Origin of the sequence: Methylomonas sp. AM2-LC, assembly GCF_039904985.1 — a bacterium.
In the GTDB taxonomy this organism is placed as follows: domain Bacteria; phylum Pseudomonadota; class Gammaproteobacteria; order Methylococcales; family Methylomonadaceae; genus Methylomonas.
This window is the reverse complement of the sequence record NZ_CP157005.1, coordinates 359,964-381,745: the sequence shown is the minus strand read 5'-3', so window position 1 is coordinate 381,745 and position 21,782 is coordinate 359,964. Positions and strand designations below refer to the sequence as shown.

Here is a 21,782-nt window from a genome sequence, read left to right as displayed (position 1 = left end):
CGAGGTATCCGATGAGTAATATTCCGCAAAAACCACTACTGCCCGTCACCGAAAAAATTGTTGCTCAACCACAGCTACAATCCGATGAAAGTCCAGATGACCGTTATCCCGGTACATTTTTTCGGATTCCCGGCGTACCCATGCCCGGCAAAACCACATGGAGCTTGGCAAAATGATGTTCTTTTCGCCACAGGTTTCCAGCCCGACTCCCAGCTTGTGGCTGGAATGGCATGAGGATGTGGGTTGCGTTTTCGCCCGTGATCCTGCGGCGCGAAACTTGGTGGAAGTGCTACTGGCTTATCCTGGGGTGCACGCTGTTATTTTGTACCGGATTAGCCATCGCTTATGGCTGGCGGACTGGAAATTAACCGCTCGCTTGTTGGCCGCTTTTACGCGTTGGTTAACCAATGTGGATATTCATCCAGGTGCTTGTATCGGTAAACGTTTTTTTATCGATCATGGTGCAGGGGTGGTGATTGGTGAAACCGCCGAAATTGGTAACGATGTCACTTTGTATCACGGCGTTACGTTAGGTGGCACTTCCTGGAACCAGGCCAAACGCCATCCTACACTTGGCGACAATGTGTTGGTGGGTGCGGGTGCCAAAATTCTGGGTAACATCAAACTTGGCAATAATGTCAGGGTAGGGGCCAATTCGGTGGTGGTTAAAGATGTACCGCCTTGTTGCACCGTTATCGGTATACCTGGGCGTATTATTCAAACCAAGGGCTTAAAAATACAGGATCCCAGAGGCATTGATCTTGATCATCATCTGCTTTCTGACCCGATAGGCAAAGCAATAAATTGCTTAAGCGAACGTCTGGATCAACTGGAAGAAAAACAGCAGCAATTTCGGGTGAACGTAACAGAAAGTTGTAACCAGTGTGACGCAGAAAGCGTTTGTCACTCCGAAGAACACGATATGCCAAAACGTGCAGCAGGTGGTCAATAATGGATTTGCTGGAATTTGATGCCAAAGACTTATATTTTGAGCAGGAAGACGCGCCGGAAGTGCAAGAATTAATTAAATTTGCATCTGAGTTATACAGTAGTGGCACCGCAGAATTACCCTTGCTTAAAGCCTATCTGCGCGCACCAGAGTCTTTAAATGTATTAGTGGCATTGAATCGATTTTATTACTACCAGCATCGTTTAAGCGAAGCACTACTGATTTCTGAAAAAGCCTTGGCTCTAATTAGAATCGGCATTGGTTTTCCAGACGATTGGCGGCAATTGGAGATGCACACTATTAGCATGGCTCCCAAAGACGATTTGTGTCGGATTCGTTTGTATTTATTTACCTTGAAATCTATTGGCTTTTTACATATGCGTATGGAAAACCTGGCATTAAGTCGCAGTATTTTTGAAAAACTGGTATCACTGGACGAGAAAGAACGTATTGGTGCCAAAGCTTTATTGGACTTGGTAATACAAAGACAAGAGACAGGGGAATTGATTTCTTAATTTAACGGTAGTGGGCTTAACCCGCTTCATTTAACAAAAGGTGATTGTCATGCTTAAACAAAAATCTGATCCATTTCTCGCCCAAACATCGGCAATACTGGCTATTTTGCTAGTGGTGTATATTTTCGGTGGCGATACTACGGTAGTAGAACATTTAACGGCAGCGAGGTAGAAACATGAGTTTTGTTGATGAAATAGAAGAACTGGAAGCTGCAGAAGATTTTTTACAGTATTTTGAACTGGACTACGATGCCAGTATCGTCCATGTAAATCGGCTGCATATTTTGCAACGTTTTCATGATTATCTAAGTAAAGGCGGCGAGTTTATGCCTGCCGACGAAGACAGCAAAAAGCAGGTTTATAAGCAATTACTGTCTCGTGCTTATAACGATTTTGTGCAATCTGATGCGCAAACCGAAAAAGTGTTTAAGGTTTTTAAAATGGCCGAACCACAAAGTGTTTTTGTTTCGCTTAGCGACATAAAAGTATGATTGAAGAGCGCTTTGACGAAGGTCGTTTCGATTTTGGCGAAGCCGTACGTGTAACACGTAACGTCCGTAATGATGGCACCTATCCTGGTATGGAAGTAGGTGAATTGCTGGTACGTCGTGGTAGTGTCGGCAATGTGGTTGAGAAAGGTACCTTTCTACAAGATCAGGTTATCTTTACTGTGCATTTTCTGGATCAGGGCCGCATGGTAGGCTGTCGACTGGAAGAATTATTACCTGCTGAGGCTTATTGGAACCCCAGTCGCTTCGAATTTCGTGACAAAGTGCTATGCAGCATCGATTTAGGTGTACAAGGCAATGTTATTGTTAGTAAAGGCAGTGAAGGCGAAATTTTAAAAATTTTACGTGAATTATCGCCTATTCAATATCACGTTCGCTTCCCTGGTAAAACCTTACAAGTACCGGAAACAGCACTGGAACCCGCTGATCCTGCCAACTTTAAAGAACCCGAGGATTGATATGCAGCAGGCTTTGGATATGAGCATTGAACCTTACACACTATTACGCGCAGCTTTAAGTTTATTTCAAAAGCCGCCTGCCGACCTGGAATCTGAACAGTTACATCAGGTACAACGACAAGCTCGAAACGAATACGCCATTGAAAGCCGGGTCATCAACTCGCCAGAAGCGGCGAGCGTAATTGTTACTGATCAGGAATTAGAGCAAGCCATTGCAGAAGTACGTGGCCGCTTTGTTGACGATGAGAGCTTTGCATCGGCATTGGCCAGCAATCACCTCAATACCGAAACTTTACGCGCCGCGCTAGCCAGACAATGTAAAGTCAATGCAGTATTGGAACGAATCGCCGCGCGTTCTCCTAAAGTTAACGAGGTAGAGGTGGGTATTTTTTATCACTCACATCCAGAAAAATTTCACCGTCCGGAACAAAGACAGGCCAGACATATTCTGATCAGTATAAATCCAGACTTCCCTGAAAATGAACGAGAAACAGCCCAATTGCGCTTGCAAGAAATTGCCCAATTATTAAAACGCAAACCGCATAAATTTGCTGATTTGGCTCTTAAACATTCGGAATGTCCTACTGCATTAAATGGTGGTACATTAGGAAACATAGTGGCAGGAAAACTCTATCCAGAGCTAGATAAGGCTTTGTTTTGTTTAAAAGAAAATGAAATTAGTGATATTGTAGAAACCGAAATGGGATTCCATTTAATTCAGTGTCAGAAAATTATACCGGCGGAAACCTTATCCTTGAAAAAAGCCACACCTAATATTCGTAAACTGATGCAGGAGCGTTATCGTCGCAATTGTCAACGTACCTGGTTGGCTAGTTTACCAAAGTTAACAGATTAAGCTGTAATCAAGCGTAAAACTACTATGCAAATTTTTTATGAAACCCTTTACGGTAGCTTACTTTCAGAATGGACGTTCGCCCTATGTAATTGGCTTTCAGCAGGGTGTTAGTGATGGGTAATTTGATCATCGTGTCGTGAAAACGGCCAAATTTTAAAAGCGAGGAATTGGCATGACAAAAGAACTCAAACATTGTTCGTTTTGCGGTATAGAAGCATCAGCCGCAGTGCCCATGATCGCTGGCACGGAAGGCTTTATCTGTGAAGCTTGCGTTATGCTTGCCAGCCAAGTGGTTTCAAGCTGGAGCAAGAAAAAGGAACTTAACGACATGCAAGGGCCGCTACCCAAACCTGTTGGCATTAAAGCTTTGCTAGATCAATATGTTATAGGCCAAGATCTGGCAAAAGAAATTTTATCTGTCGCTGTTTACAACCACTATAAACGCCTAAAACAAGAAAGCAGTAAAACCGGAAACTTGGGTAATGCTGAACAGTTGGTAGAAATTGGCAAATCCAATATTTTATTGATTGGCCCATCGGGTACCGGCAAAACCCTTATGGCTAGCACACTAGCAAAAATTGTTGGAGTGCCGTTTGCTGTAGCTGATGCCACCACTCTCACTCAGGCAGGCTATGTCGGTGACGATGTGGAAAATATTTTGGCACGCTTGCTGGATGTCGCTGATGGACAAATCAATAAAGCCGAATGGGGGATAGTCTATATTGATGAAATTGACAAAATTGCCCGTAGCCCAGAACAGGCTTTTGGTACCCGAGATGTATCCGGCGAAGGTGTGCAACAAGCCCTGTTAAGACTGGTTGAAGGTTCGCAGGTTAAAGTCTCCGTGAAAGGCCGGCGTAAAGATGCACATGGCAGCGATTCGGTGATGATCGATACGCGTAATATTCTGTTTATTGCCGGCGGGGCATTTCCTGGCCTGGAAAAACATGTTGAAAAACGTTTACACCCCCCCAAAACGGCCATTGGTTTTCACGCAGAAGTCACCAATAGTGCAGACAAACCCAGTTTAGAAGCCTTACTGAATGCCACCCAACCTGATGATCTGAAAAAGTTTGGCCTGATTCCCGAGTTTATTGGCCGCTTTCCAGTGCTAGCACCCTTGGAACCACTGGATGTAGATGCATTAATACAAGTGTTAACCGAACCGAAAAATGCTTTGGTGAAACAGTATCAGCAATTGTTCGCTTTTGATGATATAGAGCTAGAGTTTACTCAGGACGCCTTGGTGGAAATTGCCGAAAAGGCCATAGAACGTAACACTGGAGCGCGAGGTTTACGTGGCATTATGGAACATGTATTAAGAAAAGCCATGTTTGATGTGCCTTCCAGAGAAAATGTACAGCGTTGTATTGTAACTGCTGAGCTTATTCGTGGCGAAGCTGAGATTCAAGTAGTAGAAGGCGAGTATCATGAACCCTTAGAACCTTCGGCTATATTGGTTTCTGCGGGTCAATAATTCGACAAATCATCGATTTTATGGCCATAACTTTATTAAATTGGACATGTTTATATGAGCAGCGTTAAAGAAAAAATCCTTACCCAACTAGCAGAAAATCCTATCATTCTGTACATGAAAGGGGTACCGAGTGCACCTGAATGTGGCTTTTCCGCAAAAGTCGTTGCCATCCTGAATGCTACTAAAATTCCGTACACCTATGTCGATGTGTTGAGAGCGCCTTTTATCCGCGAAAAATTACCTACTATCTCGAAATGGCCGACTTTTCCACAATTATTTGTTAACGGGGAATTAATTGGCGGTAGTGATATTGTCGAAACACTGGATAAAGACGGTAGCTTATTGCCTTTACTGCAGAATGCTGTGCAGATTGAAACTCCTCATAATCCAGCTGTCATTTCACATTCCGAGGTGGAAGTATTAATCACCAACGGCTACCAGGATGCTGAAATTCATATAATTGGCGAAGCGTGTAATCTGGAGATTATTGTGATTAGCAGTCAATTTGCTGATTTACCCATGCTGAAACAACATCAGGGAGTGATGCATACTCTACAAACCGAACTGGCAAGTGGCCGCTTACATGCAGTTACTTTAAAAACTTTTACGCCTGAGCAATGGCAGGCACAGCAAACAAAGTCCAACTCTGGCTTGTTGCAAATTCAGAATTGATTTAATTAAACAGGAGTAAGCACTATGGCTAAAGTGGGCATTTTTTTTGGAACAGATACCGGTAACACCCGTAAAGTTGCCAAGAATATACACAAGCAATTGGGTGATGAAATCGCCGATAAACCCGTTAACATCCGTAACGCCAGTGTTGACGATTTACTGGCTTATGATGTACTTATTCTGGGTTCTCCCACCTATGGTGAGGGTGAGTTACCTGGTTTAACCAGCGGTAATCAAAACGAAAGTTGGGAAGAGTTTTTACCGACACTGGTGGGCGCTGATTTTTCCGGAAAAACCATAGCCTTATACGGTTTAGGCGATCAGGTTGGTTATGGTGATAACTTTGTTGATGCACTGGGTTTTCTTTATGATGCATTCAGCGATGTGGGTGCCAAGATTATCGGCCTAACGAGTACAGACGGTTATGATTTCAATCGCTCCAAAGGTCTGCTGGATGACCAGTTTCTGGGCTTGGTATTAGACGAAGATAATCAAAAAGAGCTGAGCGAATCACGCCTGAACGACTGGTTAACGTTAATTGGTCCTGCTTGGCAGTAAGCATAATGATAGAACAGCAGGCAGTTGTCACCCGTGTTGCATCCGGTCAGGTTTGGATTAAAAGCCAGCAAACCGGTTGCGGGACTTGTGCACAACTAGCCTCCTGTTCCACTGCCAGTCTGGCAAAACTATTACCAAAACGAGAGTTCTCGCTGGAATGTGAGCTTAATTTACAAGTAGGTGATGAAGTACTGGTGGGAATTGATGATTCGCATCTACTCTCTACTTCTATGTTGCTATATCTACTACCCATAGTGATAATGTTGCTATGTGTGGGTTTTGCCAATATGACATTATCCGTTGCCGCAGCCGATCAGTGGTTACCTGTGATCGCTCTATTATCCCTGCTATTAGTGTTCTGTTTATTGCATCGTTTTCAAGCCATATTGCTATGGTATTTTTGTTTTAAACCACAAATTATCCGTAAGACGCATGGCATTAACAATAAACAACAGGCATAGATCGCTAACTGGGCCATTATCTTAACAAGATAAATCTAGTGTAAACCTTTCTACTGGCTCAGGAGGAGCGGTGAGAAATGACCATGCTTTATAGTTACTGTAGTAGTAAAGGGCAAAAAATTTGCCCTTTTTAACCCATTTTTTAAGCAGCAATGGTGGCTGCTGTTTCCAAACTTTGCAAAAATTCTTGGCATTCGATTTCTATCAATTCGAAGCCCATGCGCTCACTAAAGCGCTTTTCTTTATCGGTTGGATTTTTTCTTAAAAACCACCCCCTATGTTCATTGGCAGCATAGACAATATCACTCATAACCATTCGCTCAGAATCGCGATTTAACGGCAAACCCAGTAATAAATATTTTTTATCCTTACGATATTCTTTTAAAAAATCCGGAATAGCAAATCCACCCATCAGTTCCGTAATGTAATCCACATAATCTGCATCCGAAGCCACATAGTTAGATTCTGGCCTTGGCGTACCCATTGGCTTAAATAGAACAGGCAAGTTTAAGTCGACCTGATGTTGGGGAATTTCAAAATAACTGCTGCCGTCATAATGATAAATTTTGAAGCGGAACGAATTACCAATCACACGCGCTAAACCAACTATTAGAGTGTGTTCTTCATCGGCATAACTGTCTTGCAATTGCGTATCCCGATTGATGTCAATGACATACTTCGGGCGCCATTCAGCTAACCAATTATGTACGGCAGCCCTGCTCCATTGGTTTTGTGCATACGTTTTATCCAAAAATTGTGTAACAAAACTGCGCCCACGCTTTAGCTCTTGATTCATTGCTGCGCGCGGAAATTCGTACATTAGCTTGGGAGCCATGGGTTTGCCACCATTCATCGCCAGAATCAAGCTGTTACTATCAGCTGGAATTGACTCACCATTAATCGTATTAACGACATCATTCAATACACCAGGACCCAGGTAAGGAATGACTTGGTTATCATATAATCCACTTAAAATTTCGGAAAAATTTGTACTTGACATACGCACTCCATATAGTTTTAAAAATATCTAAAACCTAGAAGCAATATTCAATCCAATTTAAAATTCCATGACCAAAAATTCTTATATCCCTTGCCAATCAAGGCATACAGCACATTGAAGTACTTATAAATTTGCATTTATTCCTTGTAAATTGTATGGATTACGACAGCTTTACATAACAAAACAACAAGTGGCTGTGGCTATGTTGCCAGGAAATATTTATAATTCGAATTTGGCATGCACAAGTCAAACTTCGGCACATAGTACTTTAACTTGGTTTTTGCATTGACAGAGCGCCATATTCTGATTTAGAGTTGCGCCAGATTGTCTTTTTATTGCTCGTCAACATAGGTGTGACTGTTTTCTGGTCTAATACCTGGAAAACGATGTTGATGGGTAGTCTTTATAACTATAACTGTAACAAACGGAGCACATCATTATGGCAAGACCATTAATTCAAATGGCGTTAGATTCACTGGATTTCAACCAAACTGTCGCACTGGCTGACCAAGTAGCGCCATATGTTGATATTTTTGAAATTGGCACTCCTTGTATCAAATACAATGGTATCAATTTGGTAAAAGAATTGAGAAATCGTTACCCAGACAAACTGTTGCTGGTTGACCTGAAAACTATGGATGCTGGCGAATACGAAGCAGGTGCGTTTTATGATGCTGGCGCAGATATCTGTACCGTATTAGGTGTTTCTGGTTTGGCAACAATTGCTGGTGTTATTAAAGCAGCTAAAAAAAGCGGCGCTGAAGTACAAATCGACCTGATCAATGTTGGCGACAAAGCTAACGTTGCAAAAGAATCAGTGAAACTGGGCGCTCAAATCGTCGGTATTCACACTGGTTTGGATGCTCAAGCTGCAGGCCAAACACCATTCTCTGACTTGCAAGACATTGCTCGTCTGGGTTTGAACGTCAGAATTTCTGTTGCTGGCGGTATTAAACAAGCGACTGTTCAACAAGTTGTTGAAGCTGGCGCAAACATCATCGTCGTCGGTGCAGCAATCTACGGTGCACCATCACCTGCTGAAGCGGCACGTGAAATTCGCGAACTGGTAGACGCTGCAGCTGCATAATCTATGCATTGCTAACATCTACTTTTTCGTAGCAATGTCAAGGACGAGTGGTAATGCCACTCGTCCTTTTGTTCGTTTTGACCCCCAGTTTTTTACAAACATAACATTAAAGCCGGGGGTTTTTGTACCCCAATAAAAAGGAGACCATCATGCCTTCGCGTAGAGATTTAGCGAACGCCATCCGCGCCCTCAGCATGGACGCCGTGCAAAAAGCCAATTCAGGACACCCAGGCGCACCTATGGGTATGGCCGATATAGCAGAAGTACTGTGGAACGATTTTCTGCAACACAATCCTGCCAACCCCCACTGGCCAAATCGCGACCGTTTTATTTTGTCCAATGGTCACGGCTCCATGTTGCTGTACTCGTTACTGCATCTGGCAGGCTATGATTTGCCGATAGAAGAACTTAAGAATTTTCGTCAATTGCATTCACGTACCGCCGGTCACCCGGAATATGGTTATGCACCTGGCGTAGAAACCACTACGGGTCCTTTGGGCCAAGGCATTACCAATGCCGTGGGTTTTGCACTGGCAGAACGTACGCTGGCAGGCCAATTTAACCGTCCAGGACACAGTATTGTCGATCACTACACTTATGTGTTTTTGGGTGATGGCTGCTTAATGGAAGGCATCTCGCACGAAGCCTGTTCACTGGCGGGTTCCATGCAACTGGGCAAACTGATTGCAATCTACGACGACAACAACATCTCGATTGATGGTGAAGTGCGTGGTCATGGTAATGTAACGGGCTGGTTCCTGGACAACACACCAAAACGCTTTGAAGCGTATGGCTGGCATGTTATCCCTAAAGTAGATGGTCACGATGCTGAAGCGGTGAAAAAAGCGCTTGAAGAAGCCCGTAAAGTAACTGACAAACCGACTATTATTTGCTGCCAAACCATCATTGGCTGGGGTTCACCCAACAAAGAAGGCAAAGAAGAATGTCACGGAGCGGCACTTGGCGAAGCAGAAATTGCAGCAACGCGTGAACGTATTGGTTGGCCACACCCTGCATTTGAGATCCCTGCTGACATTAAAGCAGGCTGGGATGCACATAGCAAAGGTGCGCGTCTAGAAACAGAGTGGAATGCACAACTGGCCGCTTATCGTGCCGCTCATCCTGAGCTGGCTGCCGAATTTGAACGCCGTGTGTCAGGCAAACTACCCAGTGACTGGAACGAAAAAGCCAACGCATTTATAGCTGCGGTGGATGCCAAAGCTGAAACCATTGCCAGTCGTAAAGCGTCACAAAATACCCTGAATGGTTTTGGGCCTTTATTACCTGAGTTATTGGGCGGCTCTGCTGACTTGGCAGGCTCCAACCTGACGCTGTGGTCTGGTTGTAAAGATGTTAACGCCAGTGGTCATGACGGCAACTATATTTACTATGGCGTACGTGAATTTGGTATGTCTGCCATCATGAATGGCTTGGTTCTGCACGGTGGCTTCAGACCTTATGGCGCAACATTCCTGATGTTCTCGGAATATGCGCGTAATGCACTGCGGATGGCGGCGTTGATGAAAATTCCGACCATTTTTGTTTATACGCATGACTCCATCGGCTTAGGCGAAGACGGCCCAACCCATCAACCCGTTGAACAAACGGCAACTTTGCGTATGATACCCAATATGCAAGTTTGGCGTCCTTGCGATGCGGTTGAATCAGCGGTTAGCTGGAAAGCAGCGATTGATCGTCAAGAAGGCCCAAGTACACTGATTTTCTCACGTCAAAATCTGCCACACGTTCCACGTACAGCAGCACAGATTGAGGCTATCAGAAAAGGTGGCTATATTCTGAAAGACAGCGTGGGTAGCCCGGATGCCATTATTATTGCGACGGGTTCTGAAGTGGAATTGGCGCTGAAAGCAGCAGAAGCACTGTCAGGTAAAGGCAAAAACATTCGCGTGGTTTCTATTCCCTCTACGAATGTTTTCGAAGCGCAAGATCAAGCTTATCAAGACAGCGTGCTGCCACCCAGTGTCAGCAAACGGGTCGTGGTAGAAGCAGGTGTGACCGCAGGTTGGTGGAAATATGCCGGCAGCCAAGGCAAAATCGTCGGCTTGGATCGCTTCGGCGAATCAGCTCCGGCAGGCCAACTTTTCAAAGAGTTTGGCTTTACCGTCGATAATGTTGTCGCAAATGTCGAAGCAGTGCTTTAATTAGGTTATAGTGTAACTATGTTTTGCCGGAATATTCCGGCAAAACATCTGAATTTTCTAACGGTAGAGTAAGGTGAATAAATGAAAAACTCACAATTGAACCAAAGATTACTCATAGCATTATTGCTATCGACTTCCGTAGCGCATGCTGAGGATTATCCGGCAGCAAATTTTCAACCGAAAGTCATCTATAGCACTGAAGCGGTAGCGACAACTTCAACTGCCTCAACGTCCACCCCCTGCGAACCCAAAGCGACAAAATCGTCTCAAGTTGAACAAACTCAATTTGATGCAAAATATCCCGCTGCCAGTTTTCAGCCAAAAGTTATTTATAGCAACCAAGGTTCCTAAGCTAATACAATAGGCGGCTAGTTTTTATTGACAAACAATCCGCTCATAATTTAAAAGAATAAATAGCCAGGATCGTTATGCACCCATTTAAAATAATCAGGAGTATTCTCAAATGCAAAAACCTAATTTGATGAATAGCTTATTCGGGATAATCCCGACTTTTTTCTTCAACACCCCTTCAGCGAACAGCAGCAGTGATAGCAATAGAGAAGAATTGCAATTAACTGGCGTTGCCCGTTATCTGAAAAAAATTGAAGACATTGAAAACTTAACCGGTGTTGCTAAATATCTGGCTCGCCAAGCATTGGTTGAAGAAGCTTTACTAGAGAAAAAACAGGCTCTGCTTGCCGAACAACAAGCACAACAAGCAGCATTAGACGCTGAAGCCGCAGCAGCTGAATCCGCCAGGATTGCCGTTCAAGAAGCGTTTGAGAAACTGCCAAGCGGCGTTGAAAAATATCTGTCACAACAAGAAGCTAATCCTATTACACGCGTTGCCAAATATTTACTTAAGCAAAAATTTCTAGCGAAAGAAGCGCCTGTTACAGGTGTTGCTAAATACGTAACTATCCATGATCGTGAACCGCACACTGTAACGGGTGTGGCTAAGTATTTAACCAGACAACATTTATTGGCTGGTGATGCTCCCACAATCACAGGTGTCGCTAAATACGTAATGAAACAGGAATTACAGGCAAAAGAGGCTCCAATTGCAACTAGTGTTAGTAAATACGTCAGTAAACAAACTAAGTTGGCAAAAGATGCTCCTGTCATCACGGGTGTCAGCAAATACATACAAACTCAAGAACGCTTGCTAAAAGAACAGACCCCATTAACCGGAGTAGAAAAGTTTTTAGCCGAACAGGCTATTGTTGCTCGAAAAGCAGCAGCGGCTGCACTGATTGCACACTACCAAGAACAGGAAGCCAGAATGCAACAAGAAAAAGCTGAGGCAAAAGTGCCGCAAGTTGAAGAAAGTGCAGAACAGGTTGTTGAAGAAGAGTTTGTTGGCTCTAGTGTTGCCAAATACCTAGCCAAACTAGCAGCTTCCGAAAAAAATGCACCTAAAACAACGAGTGTCAGTAAATATATTGCTCGCCAAACACAACTGCAAAGCCAAGCTGAGCCTTTAACAGGTGTAGCCAAATATGTGGCAAAACAAGCTATTCTAGCTAGACAACAACCACCTTTAACGGGTGTTGCAAAGTATCTGACTAAACAGCTGTTACAAGTTAAACCTGCCACGACTATTACTTCAGTCAGTAAATATTTGGCACAACAAAAATCTCAAGAAAAAGTTTCTGTGGGATTAACTGGAGTTGCCAAGTATTTAAATAATCAGGAAGATGCCCCCGCTATTTCAGGTGTGGTTAAATATCTAGCCAAACAACATTTACACGCGAAAGAAACAGTTACCACCAGAACCACTGGCGTTGAAAAATATCTTCGTAAACAGGCTTGATAAAAAATTCCGGTGATTTACTCAGCATAACTGCAGAATAAATCACCGGACTATTCTCTTCCCATCAAATTAAACCTACGCTTGAGCATCAGTGCTATAGAAATAGTCTGTTACTACTTCAGCCACACTTGCCAAGACTAAACAATGCAAGCAAATTAATACAGATTATATAAAACTGTATTATTATTCCCAATAATACTGCTTATTAGAGATAGTCATGCGTTATTTTTTCCCGCTCAGTTTGTTGCTAATTTTGCCGTTGTTGTGTCTTGCCGCAGAAAACGAACCTGCTGACGTGCCAGAACCTCCAGAACTACCTTTACCTGTACAATCAGGTGAAGAAATGCAACCAGACATTACCATTATTCGTAAAGGTCAGGATACCATTCAGGAATATCGCCGTAACGGCAAGCTTTACATGGTAAAAATTATTCCGCAAGTGGGTCCACCTTATTACATGCTTGATACCAATGGCGATGGTGAAATGGATACCAAAAAAAACGATATGGATAAGAATACAAATATCAACAAATGGACCCTATTTGAATGGGACTGGCCATAAAATCAATAAACCTGTCGATATACTAGTTCCATATGATTGGCACAGTAAAAACTTAACTAAGCACAGCCTTACTTGCCAAAAAAACATCAAAAATTAACATTTTGTCTAGCCAAAATGTTATGCTGAGACACACCCTTAGTTTTTAACTGCGAAGCAATCCACGCGAGTGCCTTTTCGCCCTGCATTCCTCTTCTTTAAGAAGCTGCTGAATGCGTTCGATCAGTACATTTACCTGACGAACCAGCTGCATTCTTTGAGAAACCTTTATGCTCGATTATCAAGTCAAGTTCCAGACTGTCACTGTCGGTGGTACCGACTATGTAATCCGTTCCTTGTTGGATCTTCAACAATATGCAGATACCGACGGGGAAGCTGCTTTGACAGGTATTTCACCCGCCAGTTGGTCTTTATTTGGTCATTTGTGGCCATCTGCACGCATATTAGCTCTGTGTATGGATAGTTATGAGCTTACCGGAAAACGTATCCTGGAAATTGGAGCTGGACTTGCACTAGCCAGCCTGGTAATCCATCGTCGACAAGGTGATATGACTGTTAGCGACTGGCATCCGTTAAGTGAAATTTTCTTAAATGAAAATTTACTATTAAATAAAATGCTACCCATGCATTATCAAATTGGCAACTGGGAAACAAGTAATCCAGAGTTGGGCCAGTTTGATCTGATTATTGGTAGTGATATTCTCTACGAACGCCAACAAGCAAGTCAGCTCGCTCATTTTATCAATCAGCACACTACTGAAGCGGCTGAAATTATTATTGTCGACCCTGACAGGGGAAATCGGGTACGATTTTGTCGGGAAATGAATGAGTTAGGCTATGGATTTAACAGTAGACGTGCAGAGAGCTTCACTGAAAACGGCGATCCGTATAAAGGTTGTTTTCTAACATTTAGTCGATCACTGTTTCAAGTCGACTTATGAATAGTCGCGACAATAATTTATGGTTAAAATTCTGGCTAGATCAACGCACCGATTTTCACCAAAACAATGTTAATCAATTACTGATACGTTTTTGGCCCAGTTTCCATACTCAACCTGGCAGCCGGGTATTTATACCTCTGTGCGGTAAAAGCCTGGACATACTCTGGCTAGCAGAACAAGGGTATGAGGTGATAGGTGTTGAGTTAAGTCCGATAGCCGTAAAAGCCTTTTTCCGAGAAAACCATATGCAACCCAGTAAACGGCGTATGGGTAAATTTACCGTTTGGCAGCAGGGAAAAATTAGCATCCTGTGTGGGGATTATTTTGCTTTGTTACCAGAAAATTTAGGTGTAATCGATATAGTTTATGATCGGGCTGCATTAACAGCTCTACCAGAGGATATTCGTAAACACTATGTAAAACATTTACGTTTAATTGTACCTGACGCGGAACAGATTTTTTTGCTGACAGCCGAAGACGTTGAAGGAACTAAAGAATTTAGCTCCAATAATGAGGTAGACAGTGAAATTAGCAGTCTTTATGCAACTGAATATAATATTGAAGTTGCGCATACTGAATGCGTATCCGTCACTGACTCCGCAAATTCAGAACTAGTGGAACGGATAGAGTATAAAGTTTACCAACTGACTAGCCATAGATAAGTTTAATGGCTTACAGACAATCAACAAAAGGTTGTACCATCACCACTTCACCAACATCAATATGAGTTTGCTGAGCGTTTAAGACAATAAAGCAATTCGCACGCGACATTGATAATAAAATTCCCGATCCTTGATTACCCGTTTTAGTTACTATCAAACTACCATCTTCTGCTTGACTAAGGATGCCCCGCTGATATTCAGTGCGACCAGCTCTCTTTTTTAATGTTGACGTTGTTACGGCATTCAACATCAAAGGAGGGTGACTAATTTCACCCGCCAGACGCTTTAAAGCAGGTTGCACGAATTGGCTAAAATTAACCATCACGGCTACTGGATTACCGGGTAAACCAAAAAATAAAGCCTGCCGCAAATAGCCAAAGGTTAAAGGACGACCGGGCTTCATAGCAACTTTCCAGAAAGCAATGCTGCCTAGTTCAGCTAACACATCTCTAACATAATCTGCTTCGCCGACAGAGACACCTCCCGTGGCAATAACGACATCATAACCATCAGCCGCCGCCAGAAGAGTAGATCGTAATTGCGCAGGATCATCACGCACAACACCAAAATCTTTGATTTGACAATGTTGATGACTTAACATACCAAACAAGGTATATCGGTTACTATCGTAAATCTGTCCCGGCATTAGTGGTGTATCTATACTGCATAATTCGTCACCAGTAGAAAAAAATGCAACTTTCAAATAACGCTTAACGGCAACTTCACCGATACCAAGCGATGCAATCAACCCCAGATCGGCAGCTGTTATACGCCGCCCCCTGCTTAAGACTGTCTGTCCTATCTGAAGATCTTCACCGGCCAAGCGCACATTGTCACCTGATCGAGTTCGCCCATCAATGCGTATGTAATTTTCAGGTAATAATTGCACAGACTCTTGTGGAATGACTGTATCCAAACCATTTGGTACCAGCCCACCAGTCATAATGCGTACACATTCCCCACTTCCGCAAACCTCCTGGAACGGATGCCCAGCAAAACTACTACCCACTACGCGCAATTCCCGTGTAGTATTTATTGGGATATCCGTAGCTGTTAAAGCGTAGCCATCCATTGCAGAATTCATATGTGGTGGAACATTCGACGTTGCAACAATATCTTCCGCCAACACCCTATCCAAACAATTTAACAAATCCAAACGTTCAGTGGCATTTGCACCTAAAGGTGTAATAGTATCCAAAATACGTTGTCGAGCTTGATCCACTGGCAAGGCAGTGGGGTCATGATCATCTCCACAGGCGACCAAATTAAATTGCAGGGTTTGGGTCATTATGATTTATTTACAAAAAATATTAGATATATAAACTAAGTTTTAAGCCTTCTGCAACGCTCTACCGCGCATCAATCGATACGCAGCCGGAATAACCAGCATTGAGAGAAGCGGAGCAGTAATCATACCGCCAATCATTGGTGCGGCGATACGACTCATTACTTCACTGCCAGTACCACTACCCCATAAAATGGGTAGTAAACCCGCTATTATTACCGCTACCGTCATCGCTTTAGGTCTCACTCGCAATACGGCACCTTCACGAATGGCTGCCAATAAGCCAATTTCGGTATTTTCTCCACTGCTAAGACGTTTTTCCCAGGCCTGTTTTAAATAAAGAAGCATGATAACGCCAAATTCTGCCGAAATTCCTGCCAAAGCAATAAATCCGACACCTGATGCAGCAGACAAATTGAAATTTAACAAATACAAAAACCAGACTCCACCCGTCATGGCAAAGGGTAGAGTCAACATAATCAACAACGCCTCATCAAATCGAGAAAAAGTTTGATAGAGTAATACAAAAATAATTAATAAGGTAATAGGCACCACCACAGTTAATCGAGCATTGGCGCGTTCCATAAACTCAAACTGACCTGAATAACTTAGGGTAATACCGGGCTCCAGCTTTACATCCTGTTGTATAACTCGTTTCAAATCAGCGACAACTGACGCTAAATCTCGACTATGCGCGTCAATATACACCCAGGCACTTGGACGTGCATTTTCACTTTTTAACATAGGCGCACCATCACTAATATGCACATGTGCAACACTGCCTAAGGTGATCGGTATACCTGTTGCAGTCATGATAGGTAGTTCTTGCAACCGCTGTAGTGAATCACGCCACTCACGAGGATAGCGTAAACTAATTGGGTAACGGGCCAGACCTTCTATAGTTTCGCCTATGTTATCACCACCAATCAAACCAGCCACTACACTTTGTAATTCCGCAATAGTGAGTCCATAGCGTGCAGCGGCAGCACGATCAATATCAATATCGATATAACGCCCACCCGTCAATCGCTCTGCCAATGCCGAGGATACACCGAGTACTTGTTTAGCTGAATGCTCCACAAGTTGTGCAACTCTGTCTATATCGGCCAGCTTACTACCGGTAACTTTAATTCCTATCGGACTTTTAATACCGGTAGCCAACATATCTATACGATTGCGTATAGGTGGTATCCATATATTAGAAAGCCCAGGCACTTGCACGGCTTTATCCAGCGCTTCCACTAATTTTTCTGGAGTCATATCCTTTCGCCATTCCTGTCGCGGCTTAAACTGGATAGTGGTCTCAAACATCTCTAGCGGTGCTGGATCAGTTGCGGTCTCGGCTCGGCCAACCTTGCCAAAAACTCGAGCCACTTCGGGTACAGATTTAATCATACGATCTGTCTGTTGTAATAATTCTGTCGCTTTTTGTGCGGACAAACCAGGCAGAGCACTAGGCATATACAGCAAATCACCTTCATCCAGAGGTGGTAAAAACTCCCCACCCAATTGACTAAGTGGCCAACTAATCGTTAAAAAAATCAAAAAAGAAACACTGAGCGTGATTTTAGGCTGACTAATCACGCTATTTAAAATCGGCCAGTAACGCTTTACCAACCAGCGATTAAGGGGATTATCTGCTTCATTTGGAATTTTACCGCGTATCCAATATCCCATAAGGATGGGAATCAGGGTCACTGATAGTCCGGCAGAAGCCGCCATGGCATAAGTTTTGGTAAATGCCAGTGGGCTAAACAAGCGTCCTTCTTGAGCTTCTAAGGTAAAAATAGGCAAAAATGATAAGGTGATAATTAATAAGGAAAAAAACAAAGCAGGGCCAACTTCCACTGCTGCCTCAGTCATTACCTGCCAATGTGTTTCACCTTGTAGTTTTTCACCTACATGCTGATGCTGCCACAGTTCAATCTTTTTATGCGCATTTTCTATCATGACCACAGCGGCATCAACCATAGCACCTACGGCGATTGCAATACCACCCAATGACATAATATTGGCATTAATACCCTGGTAACGCATAACGGCAAAGGCGGTTAATACGCCGATCGGCAAGGCAATGATTGCAACAAAAGCAGAGCGTAAATGCCAGAGAAATAGGATGCATACCAGCGTAACAACCATAAACTCTTCAATTAATTTATCAGTTAAATTTTCAACTGCTCTATCAATGAGTTGACTGCGATCATAAGTTGTAACTATCTCCACCCCTTTGGGTAAACTAGCTTTCAGCGTTTCAAGTTTATGTTTTACGGCAGCAATGGTTTCTCTTGCGTTTTTACCGGTACGCAAAATAATTATCCCACCCACAGTTTCGCCTTCTCCATCCAATTCCACCACACCACGCCGCATTTCTGGACCTAGCTGTATACTGGCTATATCTGACAATAAAACGGGTACCCCATCAGCTAATTTTATAAAAATTGTTTTAAAATCATCTAAAGATTTTAAATACGCACTGGATCTCACCATCAACTCGGCTTCGCCCAATTCCAGTACGGAACCACCCACTTCGGCATTAGCCTGCGTAATGGCATCACTGACTTGTTGTTGACTAAGCCCATAATTCACCAATTTCAGCGGATCAAGCAGAACCTGATATTGTTTTACCATACCACCAACCGTAGCAACCTCGGCGACATTCGGTAAACTTTTTAACTCGTATTTTAAAAACCAATCTTGTATTGAACGTAGTTGCGATAAATCATGTTGACCACTTTTATCTATCAATGCATATTGAAAAATCCAGCCAACACCCGTGGCATCCGGTCCTAAACTGGTGCGTGCCGTAACAGGTAATCGGCTTTGTACCTGATTAAGATATTCCAAGACGCGAGATCGAGCCCAGTATAAATCGGTATTATCTTCAAAAAGCACATAGATAAAACTATCTCCAAAAAAGGAATAACCCCGTACAGTTTTTGCACCTGGCACAGACAACATAGTCGTTGCCAATGGATAGGTGACTTGGTTTTCAACCACTTGTGGAGCCTGCCCCGGATAGCTAGTACGAATAATCACTTGCACATCCGATAAATCTGGCAGCGCATCTATGGCCGTTGTTTTTACCGACCATATGCCCCAAACGCATAAACACAAGGTACTCAGTAGCACCAAAAAACGATTTGCAACAGACCAGCGAATTAATGAGGCAATCATTTTGCCTCCATAGGTATGGACTGTATGGGTAACTTCTGAGCTTCTATACCATTTAAACTGGCGGCAGAATCAATTAAAAACTGTCCACTGGCAACGATATTTTCACCTTCTTCCAAACCAGCAATCACCGCTGTTTTATCGCCCCATTCGTGACCGATAGTAATCTCACGCGGAAGATACCGTCCTGCTTGAACAGCAAGCATGACTAAGGTGCGTTTACCCGTCCGAATCAAGGCTTCAGTTGGAACAAATAACGCTGCACCACCACCATTACTGCTAAGTTTAATCTGCGCTGTTTGACCCGGCCTAAATTGTTGTTGTGGATTTTTAAGTTCAATACGTACCCTTACACTTCGACTACTTTCGTTTAACATGGGTAAAATGGCTGCAATCTTTCCAACTAACGACCTTTCTGGAAAACTGGTTAAGCGGATTTCAGCCGTATCTCTCACATGTAAAACATCCGCTTGAGCTTCCGGCACTGCTGCTTCTAACCAAACGCTAGATAACCCATTAATACGTGCAACTGTTTGTCCATTCGTAACACTCATACCATTACGTAGCTCTAAACTCTGTATCACACCACTAATAGGTGCCTTAATGGTATAGTTTAGTTGCACAACCCCACTGCGCTGCAACTGCTGAATAACAGACTCCGGCATTCCTAACAAAAGCAAGCGCTCATGTGCTGCGGTAAGTAAACTGGCATCGTTCATAGTCTGAACTGCCAAAAATTCATGTTGTGCAGCTACCCATTCGGGTTGCAAAATTTCTGCTAAGGGCTGTCCCGCTTGGACTATATCGCCACTAGCTAATGACCAAACACGTTTCACAATGCCATTACTGAGAGTCTGCACCACGGCAACGTCACGATCATTAAAAGCCAATAAACCCGATACTTCAATTTGTCGGCTTAGTGGCTGACGTTTTACTGTTACGAGACGCATGCCCATATTTTCGGCAAGTAACGGATCAATTTGCACACCTGCTGCAGCTTGTTCATCTGCATATTTAGGCATTAATTCCATATCCATAAATGGTGATTTTCCGGCATGCTCAAAATGCTGCTGTGGCATCATTGGATCATACCAGTACAACACGCGGCGTTGACTCTCATTAATCAGTTCAGTTGGTGCCAGCATCGTCTGATTTTCTTGTGAGAGCTGGTGCGTAGCAAACCACCAACCACTTCCAGTTCCAATCAGCAATAAAACTAAGGCAATGGTTAATTGAATAACAATAGATTTTGCGTTATACATTATTGCCCCTCTCCATAAACCAACGTTTCTTTGCTATAGGTATAATGCAATCGCGCCGCAAGCTGCTTGCGCTCACTTTCCGTCGTAATAGCTTTCAATTCAGTGTCAATAAGTTCCTGTCTAGCCGTAATAAGCGTCGCTAAATCACTACGATTACTCTGCCAAGCTGCTAGTGTTAATGCCACTTTTTCCTTTGCTAACGGAATTAATACCTCCTGACTACGTCGTTCTGCTTTACACAAGCGTTTATATTCTGCCAATCCTGATTCCAACATAGCATTATGCTCTTGTAGAGCAGCATTATGTTCTGCAGCTAAAGCATTACGCTCCGCTAATTTAGCGGCAATCTTTGGTTCTTGCCGGGAGTCTGCAAATAAGGGCAAATCCACACTTACTTGCATAGACACCATATCACCATAAGCTGGACCACGGCGTTGATAGGCAAGCTGTAGTGCCCAATCTGGAATTTTATCGGCTTTAGCTTCAGCGACTTCTGCGTCCAGAACCTTACCTTTTGGCATAAACAAATCTAGTTCCGGATGGCGGTGCAAACCATGCGATAAGTCTTCATAGCTAATTGGCCACTCTGGCACCTCACCCGACAAAGGTTGTTCTGCTGCACCACCAATCCAACGTTTAAGCTGAGCAATTGTTTGCTGCTTGGCACTTTCCAAATCATCTCGGCGTTCAGCAATTCTTGCTGCTTCCTGACGTGGAGCCAATAATTCACTAGGCATACCCGCTCCCCCAGCAAAACGCGCTTTAACTGATTGCGCGAGATGTTGATTTTCGATTTCTAATTCAGTCATTTTTTGCAATTGGCGTTCAATACCGGCACGATTAATCCAAGCGACTGAAGTCTCTTGTAATATTTGCAATCGTACCAATCGGGTTTGCGCCTCTGCCACAGCCAAACGACCTTCGGCAATCGCTATTCTTGCATCCAGCTTAGCCAGGTTAGGAAATGACTGCATAATCCCCACCCTTTGCATAGTCATAAAATCTCTAGACAGACTAAAACTTTCATTACCCTGAATGGGTAAATTGTCGACACCCAAAGCTAATTGTGGATCAGGAAGTTCGCCTGCTGGAATCGCTGCCTGTCTAGCCGACTCGATTTGTGCCTGATTGGCAACCAATACTGGTGCATTCTCCAATGCGAGTTTAAGGGCATCGGCAAAAGATAACTCTATTGCTGAAACATTAAGTGGCAAAATACCTAGTATGGTAATAAATAGGGATATAAATTTTAATGGTCTAGATGGAAATGGAATAAACATAATCTAAATCCTAATAAGCACTGAAAGCCGTTAATGCGTAGTTATGCGGACGAATAACAAATTTACGGCTAAAAATAATTCACAAACCGCATCAGTTATTACTCA

23 protein-coding genes are annotated in these 21,782 nt (G+C 43.3%); 18 read left to right on the top strand and 5 right to left on the bottom strand.

From position 1 onward, the window contains the following. Positions 1-11 precede the first annotated feature (11 nt). From ABH008_RS01770 to ABH008_RS01720, 11 genes are all read left to right on the top strand, one after another. Positions 12-176: a hypothetical protein gene (locus tag ABH008_RS01770; RefSeq protein WP_347988161.1), complete on the top strand. Its 165-nt coding sequence runs from the start codon at positions 12-14 to the stop codon at positions 174-176. Then, on the top strand, positions 173-952 hold the full coding sequence (gene cysE / locus ABH008_RS01765; protein ID WP_347990015.1) for a serine O-acetyltransferase: 780 nt from the start codon (positions 173-175) through the stop codon (positions 950-952). The genes ABH008_RS01770 and cysE overlap by 4 nt, the downstream gene beginning before the upstream one ends. Continuing rightward, the gene (locus ABH008_RS01760; protein ID WP_347988160.1) at positions 952-1,464 is read left to right on the top strand and encodes a hypothetical protein; all 513 of its coding nucleotides are present in this window, start codon (positions 952-954) and stop codon (positions 1,462-1,464) included. Before cysE ends, ABH008_RS01760 begins: the two co-directional genes overlap by 1 nt. Before the next feature lie 49 nt (positions 1,465-1,513). After that, positions 1,514-1,636, top strand: a complete 123-nt coding sequence (locus tag ABH008_RS01755; RefSeq protein WP_347988159.1) for a hypothetical protein — start codon at positions 1,514-1,516, stop codon at positions 1,634-1,636. A gap of 4 nt (positions 1,637-1,640) precedes the next feature. After that, entirely contained in the window at positions 1,641-1,955 is a 315-nt protein-coding gene (locus tag ABH008_RS01750; protein ID WP_347988158.1) for a nitrogenase-stabilizing/protective protein NifW, read from the top strand. Continuing rightward, positions 1,952-2,431 carry a nitrogen fixation protein NifZ gene (locus ABH008_RS01745; RefSeq protein WP_347988157.1) on the top strand — a complete coding sequence of 160 codons (480 nt, stop codon included), beginning with the start codon at positions 1,952-1,954 and terminating at the stop codon, positions 2,429-2,431. The genes ABH008_RS01750 and ABH008_RS01745 overlap by 4 nt, the downstream gene beginning before the upstream one ends. 19 nt (positions 2,432-2,450) lie before the next feature. Continuing rightward, a complete protein-coding gene (nifM, locus tag ABH008_RS01740; protein WP_347988156.1) occupies positions 2,451-3,287 on the top strand; it encodes a nitrogen fixation protein NifM in 837 nt (278 codons plus the stop codon). Between the two features lie 172 nt (positions 3,288-3,459). Further along, a complete protein-coding gene (gene clpX / locus ABH008_RS01735) occupies positions 3,460-4,764 on the top strand; it encodes an ATP-dependent Clp protease ATP-binding subunit ClpX (protein ID WP_347988155.1) in 1,305 nt (434 codons plus the stop codon). 54 nt (positions 4,765-4,818) lie between these two features. Next, the gene (gene grxD, locus ABH008_RS01730; RefSeq protein ID WP_347988154.1) at positions 4,819-5,436 is read left to right on the top strand and encodes a Grx4 family monothiol glutaredoxin; all 618 of its coding nucleotides are present in this window, start codon (positions 4,819-4,821) and stop codon (positions 5,434-5,436) included. 24 nt (positions 5,437-5,460) lie between these two features. Next, positions 5,461-5,994, top strand: coding sequence for a flavodoxin (locus ABH008_RS01725; protein ID WP_347988153.1), 534 nt, complete (start codon positions 5,461-5,463; stop codon positions 5,992-5,994). Between the two features lie 5 nt (positions 5,995-5,999). Then, positions 6,000-6,455 (top strand): SoxR reducing system RseC family protein, encoded by a 456-nt coding sequence (locus ABH008_RS01720; protein ID WP_347988152.1) that lies wholly within the window; start codon positions 6,000-6,002, stop codon positions 6,453-6,455. Between the two features lie 142 nt (positions 6,456-6,597). Here the strand turns inward: ABH008_RS01720 and ABH008_RS01715 are convergent, their stop codons facing one another. Beyond that, positions 6,598-7,455 carry an SIR2 family protein gene (locus ABH008_RS01715; RefSeq protein ID WP_347988151.1) on the bottom strand — a complete coding sequence of 286 codons (858 nt, stop codon included), beginning with the start codon at positions 7,453-7,455 and terminating at the stop codon, positions 6,598-6,600. Positions 7,456-7,894: 439 nt separating this feature from the next. Here ABH008_RS01715 and hxlA point away from each other — a divergent pair, with 439 nt between their 5' ends. The 7 genes from hxlA (at position 7,895) to ABH008_RS01680 (ending at position 14,679) form a co-directional block, all read left to right on the top strand. After that, positions 7,895-8,542 (top strand): 3-hexulose-6-phosphate synthase, encoded by a 648-nt coding sequence (hxlA, locus tag ABH008_RS01710; protein ID WP_347988150.1) that lies wholly within the window; start codon positions 7,895-7,897, stop codon positions 8,540-8,542. Positions 8,543-8,691: 149 nt separating this feature from the next. Then, a complete protein-coding gene (gene tkt / locus ABH008_RS01705) occupies positions 8,692-10,704 on the top strand; it encodes a transketolase (protein ID WP_347988149.1) in 2,013 nt (670 codons plus the stop codon). 81 nt (positions 10,705-10,785) lie between these two features. Next, positions 10,786-11,055, top strand: a complete 270-nt coding sequence (locus ABH008_RS01700) for a hypothetical protein (RefSeq protein ID WP_347988148.1) — start codon at positions 10,786-10,788, stop codon at positions 11,053-11,055. A gap of 112 nt (positions 11,056-11,167) precedes the next feature. Then, positions 11,168-12,517: a hypothetical protein gene (locus ABH008_RS01695; RefSeq protein WP_347988147.1), complete on the top strand. Its 1,350-nt coding sequence runs from the start codon at positions 11,168-11,170 to the stop codon at positions 12,515-12,517. A 217-nt stretch (positions 12,518-12,734) separates the two neighbouring features. Next, positions 12,735-13,079 carry a DUF2782 domain-containing protein gene (locus tag ABH008_RS01690; RefSeq protein WP_347988146.1) on the top strand — a complete coding sequence of 115 codons (345 nt, stop codon included), beginning with the start codon at positions 12,735-12,737 and terminating at the stop codon, positions 13,077-13,079. Between the two features lie 266 nt (positions 13,080-13,345). Then, positions 13,346-14,017: an SAM-dependent methyltransferase gene (locus ABH008_RS01685; RefSeq protein WP_347988145.1), complete on the top strand. Its 672-nt coding sequence runs from the start codon at positions 13,346-13,348 to the stop codon at positions 14,015-14,017. After that, on the top strand, positions 14,014-14,679 hold the full coding sequence (locus ABH008_RS01680) for a thiopurine S-methyltransferase (RefSeq protein ID WP_347988144.1): 666 nt from the start codon (positions 14,014-14,016) through the stop codon (positions 14,677-14,679). The genes ABH008_RS01685 and ABH008_RS01680 overlap by 4 nt, the downstream gene beginning before the upstream one ends. 10 nt (positions 14,680-14,689) lie before the next feature. Here the strand turns inward: ABH008_RS01680 and glp are convergent, their stop codons facing one another. The 4 genes from glp to ABH008_RS01660 are packed head-to-tail and all read right to left on the bottom strand — an operon-like array spanning position 14,690 to position 21,677. Then, positions 14,690-15,967 carry a gephyrin-like molybdotransferase Glp gene (glp, locus tag ABH008_RS01675; RefSeq protein ID WP_347988143.1) on the bottom strand — a complete coding sequence of 426 codons (1,278 nt, stop codon included), beginning with the start codon at positions 15,965-15,967 and terminating at the stop codon, positions 14,690-14,692. Between the two features lie 42 nt (positions 15,968-16,009). Continuing rightward, positions 16,010-19,138 (bottom strand): efflux RND transporter permease subunit, encoded by a 3,129-nt coding sequence (locus ABH008_RS01670; RefSeq protein WP_347988142.1) that lies wholly within the window; start codon positions 19,136-19,138, stop codon positions 16,010-16,012. After that, entirely contained in the window at positions 19,135-20,397 is a 1,263-nt protein-coding gene (locus ABH008_RS01665; protein ID WP_347988141.1) for an efflux RND transporter periplasmic adaptor subunit, read from the bottom strand. Before ABH008_RS01665 ends, ABH008_RS01670 begins: the two co-directional genes overlap by 4 nt. After that, positions 20,397-21,677 carry a TolC family protein gene (locus ABH008_RS01660; RefSeq protein WP_347988140.1) on the bottom strand — a complete coding sequence of 427 codons (1,281 nt, stop codon included), beginning with the start codon at positions 21,675-21,677 and terminating at the stop codon, positions 20,397-20,399. The genes ABH008_RS01665 and ABH008_RS01660 overlap by 1 nt, the downstream gene beginning before the upstream one ends. Between the last annotated feature and the right edge of the window lie 105 nt (positions 21,678-21,782).

Coding starts and splice junctions, on each gene's coding strand:
- nifM (WP_347988156.1), top strand. CDS start 2,451: ATGAGCATTGAACCTTACACACTATTACGCGCAGCTTTAAGTTTATTT.
- ABH008_RS01690 (WP_347988146.1), top strand. CDS start 12,735: ATGCGTTATTTTTTCCCGCTCAGTTTGTTGCTAATTTTGCCGTTGTTG.
- ABH008_RS01715 (WP_347988151.1), bottom strand. CDS start 7,455: ATGTCAAGTACAAATTTTTCCGAAATTTTAAGTGGATTATATGATAAC.
- cysE (WP_347990015.1), top strand. CDS start 173: ATGATGTTCTTTTCGCCACAGGTTTCCAGCCCGACTCCCAGCTTGTGG.
- clpX (WP_347988155.1), top strand. CDS start 3,460: ATGACAAAAGAACTCAAACATTGTTCGTTTTGCGGTATAGAAGCATCA.
- ABH008_RS01745 (WP_347988157.1), top strand. CDS start 1,952: ATGATTGAAGAGCGCTTTGACGAAGGTCGTTTCGATTTTGGCGAAGCC.
- hxlA (WP_347988150.1), top strand. CDS start 7,895: ATGGCAAGACCATTAATTCAAATGGCGTTAGATTCACTGGATTTCAAC.
- ABH008_RS01720 (WP_347988152.1), top strand. CDS start 6,000: ATGATAGAACAGCAGGCAGTTGTCACCCGTGTTGCATCCGGTCAGGTT.
- tkt (WP_347988149.1), top strand. CDS start 8,692: ATGCCTTCGCGTAGAGATTTAGCGAACGCCATCCGCGCCCTCAGCATG.
- ABH008_RS01755 (WP_347988159.1), top strand. CDS start 1,514: ATGCTTAAACAAAAATCTGATCCATTTCTCGCCCAAACATCGGCAATA.
- ABH008_RS01760 (WP_347988160.1), top strand. CDS start 952: ATGGATTTGCTGGAATTTGATGCCAAAGACTTATATTTTGAGCAGGAA.
- grxD (WP_347988154.1), top strand. CDS start 4,819: ATGAGCAGCGTTAAAGAAAAAATCCTTACCCAACTAGCAGAAAATCCT.
- glp (WP_347988143.1), bottom strand. CDS start 15,967: ATGACCCAAACCCTGCAATTTAATTTGGTCGCCTGTGGAGATGATCAT.
- ABH008_RS01665 (WP_347988141.1), bottom strand. CDS start 20,397: ATGTATAACGCAAAATCTATTGTTATTCAATTAACCATTGCCTTAGTT.
- ABH008_RS01695 (WP_347988147.1), top strand. CDS start 11,168: ATGCAAAAACCTAATTTGATGAATAGCTTATTCGGGATAATCCCGACT.
- ABH008_RS01700 (WP_347988148.1), top strand. CDS start 10,786: ATGAAAAACTCACAATTGAACCAAAGATTACTCATAGCATTATTGCTA.
- ABH008_RS01685 (WP_347988145.1), top strand. CDS start 13,346: ATGCTCGATTATCAAGTCAAGTTCCAGACTGTCACTGTCGGTGGTACC.
- ABH008_RS01770 (WP_347988161.1), top strand. CDS start 12: ATGAGTAATATTCCGCAAAAACCACTACTGCCCGTCACCGAAAAAATT.
- ABH008_RS01750 (WP_347988158.1), top strand. CDS start 1,641: ATGAGTTTTGTTGATGAAATAGAAGAACTGGAAGCTGCAGAAGATTTT.
- ABH008_RS01725 (WP_347988153.1), top strand. CDS start 5,461: ATGGCTAAAGTGGGCATTTTTTTTGGAACAGATACCGGTAACACCCGT.
- ABH008_RS01670 (WP_347988142.1), bottom strand. CDS start 19,138: ATGATTGCCTCATTAATTCGCTGGTCTGTTGCAAATCGTTTTTTGGTG.
- ABH008_RS01680 (WP_347988144.1), top strand. CDS start 14,014: ATGAATAGTCGCGACAATAATTTATGGTTAAAATTCTGGCTAGATCAA.
- ABH008_RS01660 (WP_347988140.1), bottom strand. CDS start 21,677: ATGTTTATTCCATTTCCATCTAGACCATTAAAATTTATATCCCTATTT.